Annotated in this window: 6 protein-coding genes; all 6 read left to right on the top strand. The window is 32.9% G+C overall.

Translation table 11 applies throughout. The features are described from left to right. The coding region (locus QZ824_RS02450) for a DNA-directed RNA polymerase subunit alpha C-terminal domain-containing protein (protein WP_291274452.1) at positions 1 to 423 on the top strand (423 nt) is incomplete at its 5' end. 62 nt (positions 424 to 485) lie between these two features. Then, positions 486 to 971 carry a 50S ribosomal protein L17 gene (gene rplQ, locus QZ824_RS02445; protein ID WP_291274451.1) on the top strand — a complete coding sequence of 162 codons (486 nt, stop codon included), beginning with the start codon at positions 486 to 488 and terminating at the stop codon, positions 969 to 971. 105 nt (positions 972 to 1,076) lie between these two features. Then, on the top strand, positions 1,077 to 2,186 hold the full coding sequence (carA, locus tag QZ824_RS02440; protein ID WP_291274450.1) for a glutamine-hydrolyzing carbamoyl-phosphate synthase small subunit: 1,110 nt from the start codon (positions 1,077 to 1,079) through the stop codon (positions 2,184 to 2,186). Between the two features lie 83 nt (positions 2,187 to 2,269). After that, positions 2,270 to 3,565, top strand: coding sequence for a phosphopyruvate hydratase (gene eno / locus QZ824_RS02435; protein WP_291274449.1), 1,296 nt, complete (start codon positions 2,270 to 2,272; stop codon positions 3,563 to 3,565). Positions 3,566 to 3,775: 210 nt separating this feature from the next. Next, positions 3,776 to 5,059, top strand: a complete 1,284-nt coding sequence (locus QZ824_RS02430; RefSeq protein WP_291274448.1) for a citrate synthase — start codon at positions 3,776 to 3,778, stop codon at positions 5,057 to 5,059. 271 nt (positions 5,060 to 5,330) lie between these two features. Then, the gene (gene queA, locus QZ824_RS02425; protein WP_291274447.1) at positions 5,331 to 6,380 is read left to right on the top strand and encodes a tRNA preQ1(34) S-adenosylmethionine ribosyltransferase-isomerase QueA; all 1,050 of its coding nucleotides are present in this window, start codon (positions 5,331 to 5,333) and stop codon (positions 6,378 to 6,380) included. Positions 6,381 to 6,470 lie beyond the last annotated feature (90 nt).

Genomic DNA, 6,470 nt, shown 5'->3' with positions numbered 1-6,470 from the left:
CAAAAAACAGACTACGAAAAATTGGTTTTTGAAATCATTACTGATGGTTCAATTCATCCAAAAGATGCATTAACTGAAGCTGCTAAAACTCTAATTCATCATTTTATGTTGTTTTCTGATGAGAGAATAACGTTAGAGGCTGATGAAATTGCTCAAACTGAGTCTTATGACGAAGAATCTTTACACATGAGACAGTTGTTAAAAACTAAACTTGTTGATATGGATTTATCAGTTAGAGCGTTAAATTGTTTAAAAGCGGCTGAAGTAGATACACTTGGAGATTTAGTATCTTTCAATAAAAATGACTTAATGAAATTCCGTAATTTTGGTAAAAAATCTTTAACTGAACTAGATGAATTAGTTGCAGTTAAAGGATTAACCTTCGGAATGGATTTGTCAAAATATAAATTAGATAAAGAATAAATTACTTCATATTTTGCTCTCCAAAGAGGATTGAAGCAAGATGAAGGCTAAATAATTACGTCATGAGACACGGAAAAAAAGTAAACCATTTAAGTAGACAGACAGGGCATAGAAAAGCTATGTTGGCTAATATGGCTTGTTCGTTAATCGAGCACAAACGTATTAACACTACTGTTGCAAAAGCTAAGGCTTTAAAACAATTTGTTGAGCCATTAGTAACAAAATCAAAAGAAGATACCACTCACAATAGACGTATTGTTTTCTCTTATTTAAGAAACAAATATGCTGTTACTGAGTTATTCAGAGAAGTTGCTGCTAAAGTTGGTGATCGTCCAGGTGGGTATACTCGTATTATTAAATTGGGTAACCGTTTAGGGGATAATGCTGATATGGCAATGATTGAATTAGTAGATTTCAATACGTTATATAACGCTACTAAAAATGAGGCTAAGAAAACAACTCGTAGAGGTAGAACTAAAAAAGCAGATGCACCTGTTGCTGAAGCTCCTGCTACTGAATCAAACGAAACTTCTGAAGCTACTGAATAGTGATGCAGTATTTCAAATAAATAAAAAAAGGATAAACGTAATTGTTTATCCTTTTTTTTATATCTAGTAATTAATATTTAACTTTGCACCTTTCAACAACACAACATGAAATATATTAACAAAACTCAAGCTGTCTTACTTTTAAAAGATGGTACCATTTTTTATGGTAAATCGATAGGAATTTCGGGTACAACTTTTGGCGAAATTGCCTTTAATACAGGGACAACAGGTTATCAAGAAATCTTCACTGATCCTTCTTATTTTGGACAAATTATGGTTACAACCAATGCGCATATTGGTAATTATGGTGTTAATTCAAATGAAGTTGAATCTGATGGAGTGAAAATTGCAGGTCTTGTTTGTAAAAATTTTAGTTTTAATTATTCACGTCCTGATGCGACTGAAAGCTTATATGATTATTTTTCTAAACATGGCTTAGTTGTTATTTCTGATGTAGATACCAGAGCATTAGTAAGTTATATAAGAGATAATGGAGCTATGAATGGTGTTATTTGTACTGATGGAACTCCAATTGAAGAGCTTAAAGATAAATTAGCAGCAATGCCAGATATGAAAGGTCTGGAATTAGCTTCTAAAGTTTCTACTAAAGCATCCTATTATTTCGGGAGTGAAGATGCATCGTATAGAATTTCAGCATTGGATTTAGGGATTAAGACTAATATTTTAAGAAATTTAGCCAATAGAGATTGTTACATAAAGGTTTTTCCATTTGATACTCCTTTTGAGGAGTTAAAATCTTTTAACCCAGATGGCTATTTTTTGTCCAATGGGCCAGGAGATCCAGATCCATTACATGGTGTACAGGAAGTAGCTAGGCAAATTTTAAATGATAATAAACCTCTGTTTGGTATTTGTTTAGGACATCAAATTATAGCATTAGCAAATGGAATTTCTACCTATAAGATGTTTAATGGTCATAGAGGAATTAATCATCCTGTTAAAAATTTAGTGACTGGTAAAGGTGAAATTACTTCACAAAATCACGGATTTGCTGTTGTGCGTGAAGATTTGGATCAGCATCCAGATTTCGAATTAACTCATGTGCACTTAAATGACGGAACTGTGGCAGGAATGCGAATGAAATCTAAAAATTGTTTTTCAGTGCAATACCATCCTGAAGCTAGTCCTGGACCACATGATTCTAGCTATTTGTTTGATCAATTTATTGCTAATATAAAAGCTTCTAAAAACTAAAACGATTTTGTTTACAAAAAATATTTACATTTTTATTTTACTTTAATACATTTGTAAATAGCTTAATTATAAAAAGAGAAAATATGAGTATTATTATTAAAGTTCACGCAAGACAAATATTAGATTCAAGAGGAAATCCTACAGTTGAAGTTGATGTAATTACTGAAAATGGTGTTTTAGGAAGGGCAGCTGTTCCAAGTGGTGCATCAACAGGAGAGCATGAAGCGGTAGAATTACGTGATGGAGGAAAGGCATACATGGGTAAGGGTGTGTTTAAAGCGGTTGAAAATGTTAATACAACAATTGCTTCAGAATTAGTAGGTATGTCTGTATTTGAACAAAATGCTATTGATAAAATGATGATTGAACTAGACGGAACTTCAAATAAGTCTAACTTAGGAGCTAATGCCATTTTAGGTGTTTCTTTGGCCGTGGCAAAAGCGGCAGCTAATGAATTGGGAATGCCGTTGTATAGATATGTAGGCGGAGTTTCAGGAAATACATTGCCTGTACCTATGATGAATATTATCAATGGAGGTTCGCACTCTGATGCACCTATTGCTTTTCAAGAATTTATGATTATGCCTGTAAAAGCTGAATCATTCTCTCATGCTATGCAAATGGGAACTGAAATTTTTCACCATTTAAAAAAGGTACTACATGATAGAAATTTATCAACAGCGGTAGGAGACGAAGGAGGATTTGCTCCAAATTTAGCAGGTGGAACTGAAGATGCCTTAGATTCTATTAAATTAGCAGTTGAAAATGCGGGTTATTCTTTTGGTCAGGACGTTATGATAGCTCTAGATTGTGCTGCCTCTGAATTTTATGTTGAAGGTAAGTATGACTATACTAAATTTGAAGGTGCTACTGGTAAAGTAAGAACTTCTGAGGAACAAGCCACTTATTTAGCTGAATTGACAGAAAAATATCCTATCATTTCAATAGAAGATGGTATGTATGAAGACGACTGGAATGGTTGGAAATTATTGACTGAAAAAATAGGTGATAAAGTACAATTAGTAGGTGATGATTTGTTTGTGACTAATGTAGAGCGTTTGTCAAAAGGAATTGAGCAAGGAATTGCTAATTCAATTTTAATCAAAGTGAATCAAATCGGAACTTTATCTGAAACCATTGCCGCAGTAAATATGGCTCATAATGCAGGCTATACTTCAGTTATGTCTCATCGTTCTGGAGAAACTGAAGATAATACTATTGCTGATTTAGCCGTAGCATTAAACTGTGGACAAATTAAAACGGGTTCTGCATCTCGCTCTGATCGTATGGCGAAATACAATCAGTTATTGAGAATTGAAGAAGAATTAGCTGATGTTGCTTATTTTCCTAAAGAGAAAGCATTTAAGGTTAGAAAATAAATAATATAAAAATGTATTTTAAGCCGATATTTTTAATATCGGCTTTTTTTATAGATGTTAATTTGCATAATTAACAAAAAGTTAAGAAAATCAATAGATTTTGTATATACTAAATATGCATATTATCTATTTAATAATTTTACATTTCAAGATATATTTGCTAAATTCGCAGAAAACATAATTATTCATAAAAAAATACATATTATAAACATGTCAAATACTGCAATATTAGAATTAGATGGCAAGAAATATGAGTTTCCTGTTATTGTAGGAAGTGAAAATGAGGTAGCTATCGATATTGAAAAGTTGCGTGCAGCAACTGGAGCTATTACTATTGACCCAGGTTATAAAAACTCAGGTTCGTGTAAAAGTGAAATTACTTTTTTAGATGGTGAAGAAGGAATCCTAAGATATAGAGGATACGCTATTGAAGAATTAGCCGAAAAAGCAGATTTCTTAGAAGTGTCTTATTTAATTATTTTCGGTGAATTGCCAACTAAGCAAAAATTAGAACAATTTGAAAACGATATTAGAAAGTATACATTAGTAAATGAAGAAATGAAAAACATCATTGATGGTTTTCCTAAAACAGCACATCCTATGGGTGTATTGTCTTCATTAACGAGTGCATTAACTGCATTTAATCCAAAAGTGGTAAATGTAGAAAATGATAAAGAAATGTATGAGGCCATCTGTAAAACGATGGGTAAATTCCTAGTAATCGCAACATGGACATACAGAAAGATGATGGGATACCCATTAAATTATTATGACAATACGAAAGGTTATGTAGAAAACTTCATGCGTCTGATGTTTGAATTACCTACAGGTCCTTATAAAACCAATCAAACAGTTATCAATGCATTAGATAAATTGTTTATTCTACACGCAGATCATGAGCAAAACTGTTCTACTTCAACAGTAAGAATTGTTGGCTCTTCTCACGCTGGACTATTTGCTTCAATCTCAGCTGGTGTTTCAGCTTTATGGGGGCCTTTACACGGAGGAGCTAATCAAGCTGTTTTGGAAATGTTAGAGCAAATTCAAAAGGACGGGGGTGATGCGCAAAAAGCATTAGCTAGAGCAAAAGATAAAGAAGATCCATTCCGATTAATGGGATTTGGACATCGTGTATATAAAAATTTTGATCCAAGAGCAAAAATCATCAAAAAAGCAGCAGATGAAGTGTTAGCACAATTGGGAGTGGATGATCCTATTTTAAATATTGCTAAACAGTTAGAAGAAGCGGCTTTAGTAGATCCTTATTTTGTAGATAGAAAATTATATCCAAATGTTGATTTCTACTCAGGAATTATCTATCGCGCACTTGGAATTCCAACAGATATGTTTACCGTTCTCTTTGCTATCGGACGTCTGCCAGGCTGGATTGCACAATGGAAAGAAATGCGTGTGAATAAAGAACCTATCGGAAGACCACGTCAGGTGTATACAGGATATCCGTTACGACCGTTTGTTGATATGGATAAAAGATAAAGAAGTGAGCCTCGAGAAATCGAGGCTTTTTTTTGGACTTTCTTTCATCTGTACTTCCTCAATTTAAAAAATGAACTAAATGAATACAAGAAGCTAACCTTTACGTTCTTTTTTCAAATTTTAATACCAATAAACAGGCTATTTCAGTATCAAGAAAAACTAATTGTAAAATAAATAGCAATTTACTTGACAACCCCTATTCTCAGATTGTATATTTGCAAGCTAAATTTAGACAAAATCTAAATTCTAATTTCTAAATTCTAATTTTAATATGAAATTATCTAATTTTAATTTTAACCTACCTGAAGAATTATTGGCAGAGTTTCCTGCTGAAAACAGAGATGAATCTCGCTTAATGGTAGTGCACAGAAAAACAGGAGAAATCGAGCATAAAATGTTCAAAGACATTATCGATTACTTTGATGATGGTGACGTGATGGTGTTGAATAATACCAAAGTTTTTCCAGCAAGATTATATGGAAATAAAGAAAAAACAGGTGCAAGAATTGAAGTTTTTTTGTTAAGAGAATTAAATGCAGAGCAACGTCTGTGGGATGTATTAGTAGATCCAGCACGTAAAATTAGAATTGGGAATAAACTATATTTTGGTGATGATGATTCTTTGGTAGCTGAAGTAATTGATAATACAACTTCTCGTGGAAGAACATTGCGATTTTTATATGATGGTTCTTATGAAGAATTCCGTCAAAAATTAGTAGAGTTAGGTGAAACACCAATTCCTAAATACATTAATCGCGATGTGACCCCAGAAGATGCAGAGCGTTATCAAACAATTTATGCTAAAGAAGAAGGGGCTGTCGCAGCTCCAACAGCTGGATTGCATTTTTCTAAGCATTTAATGAAGCGTTTAGAAATTAAAGGAATTAATTTTGCTGAAGTAACATTGCATGTGGGACTTGGTACTTTTAATCCAGTTGAAGTGGAAGACTTATCGAAACACAAAATGGATTCAGAGGAAATGTATGTTACACAAGAAGCATGTGATATCGTAAACCAAGCTAAAGTTAATAAGAAGAAAGTATGTTGTATAGGAACAACTTCTATGCGCGCCATGGAAAGTTCGGTTTCGTCAATGAAAACATTAAATCCTTATGTAGGGTGGACCAATAAATTTATTTATCCTCCTTACGATTTTAGCATTGCCGATTGTATGGTGACTAATTTTCATACACCAAAGTCAACATTATTAATGATGATATCAGCGTTTTGTGGTCACGATTTAATGATGAAAGCATATAAAGAAGCAGTGGAACAAAAATATCGTTTCTACTCTTATGGAGACGCCATGTTAATTTTATAAAATATAGTAATGAATATATAATCTCACTTCTAAAAAGTGAGATTTTTTTTTTGAATAAGTTCAAAGCTTCCTGTTTTATCTTTCATAACT

The organism is Flavobacterium sp., assembly GCF_021151785.1.
Lineage (GTDB): Bacteria > Bacteroidota > Bacteroidia > Flavobacteriales > Flavobacteriaceae > Flavobacterium.
This window is presented reverse-complemented; position numbering and strand designations above follow the sequence as displayed.

What these genes read in the sequence shown, in the direction of transcription:
- rplQ (WP_291274451.1), top strand. Translation starts at nt 486, where the DNA reads ATGAGACACGGAAAAAAAGTAAACCATTTAAGTAGACAGACAGGGCAT.
- carA (WP_291274450.1), top strand. Translation starts at nt 1,077, where the DNA reads ATGAAATATATTAACAAAACTCAAGCTGTCTTACTTTTAAAAGATGGT.
- eno (WP_291274449.1), top strand. Translation starts at nt 2,270, where the DNA reads ATGAGTATTATTATTAAAGTTCACGCAAGACAAATATTAGATTCAAGA.
- QZ824_RS02430 (WP_291274448.1), top strand. Translation starts at nt 3,776, where the DNA reads ATGTCAAATACTGCAATATTAGAATTAGATGGCAAGAAATATGAGTTT.
- queA (WP_291274447.1), top strand. Translation starts at nt 5,331, where the DNA reads ATGAAATTATCTAATTTTAATTTTAACCTACCTGAAGAATTATTGGCA.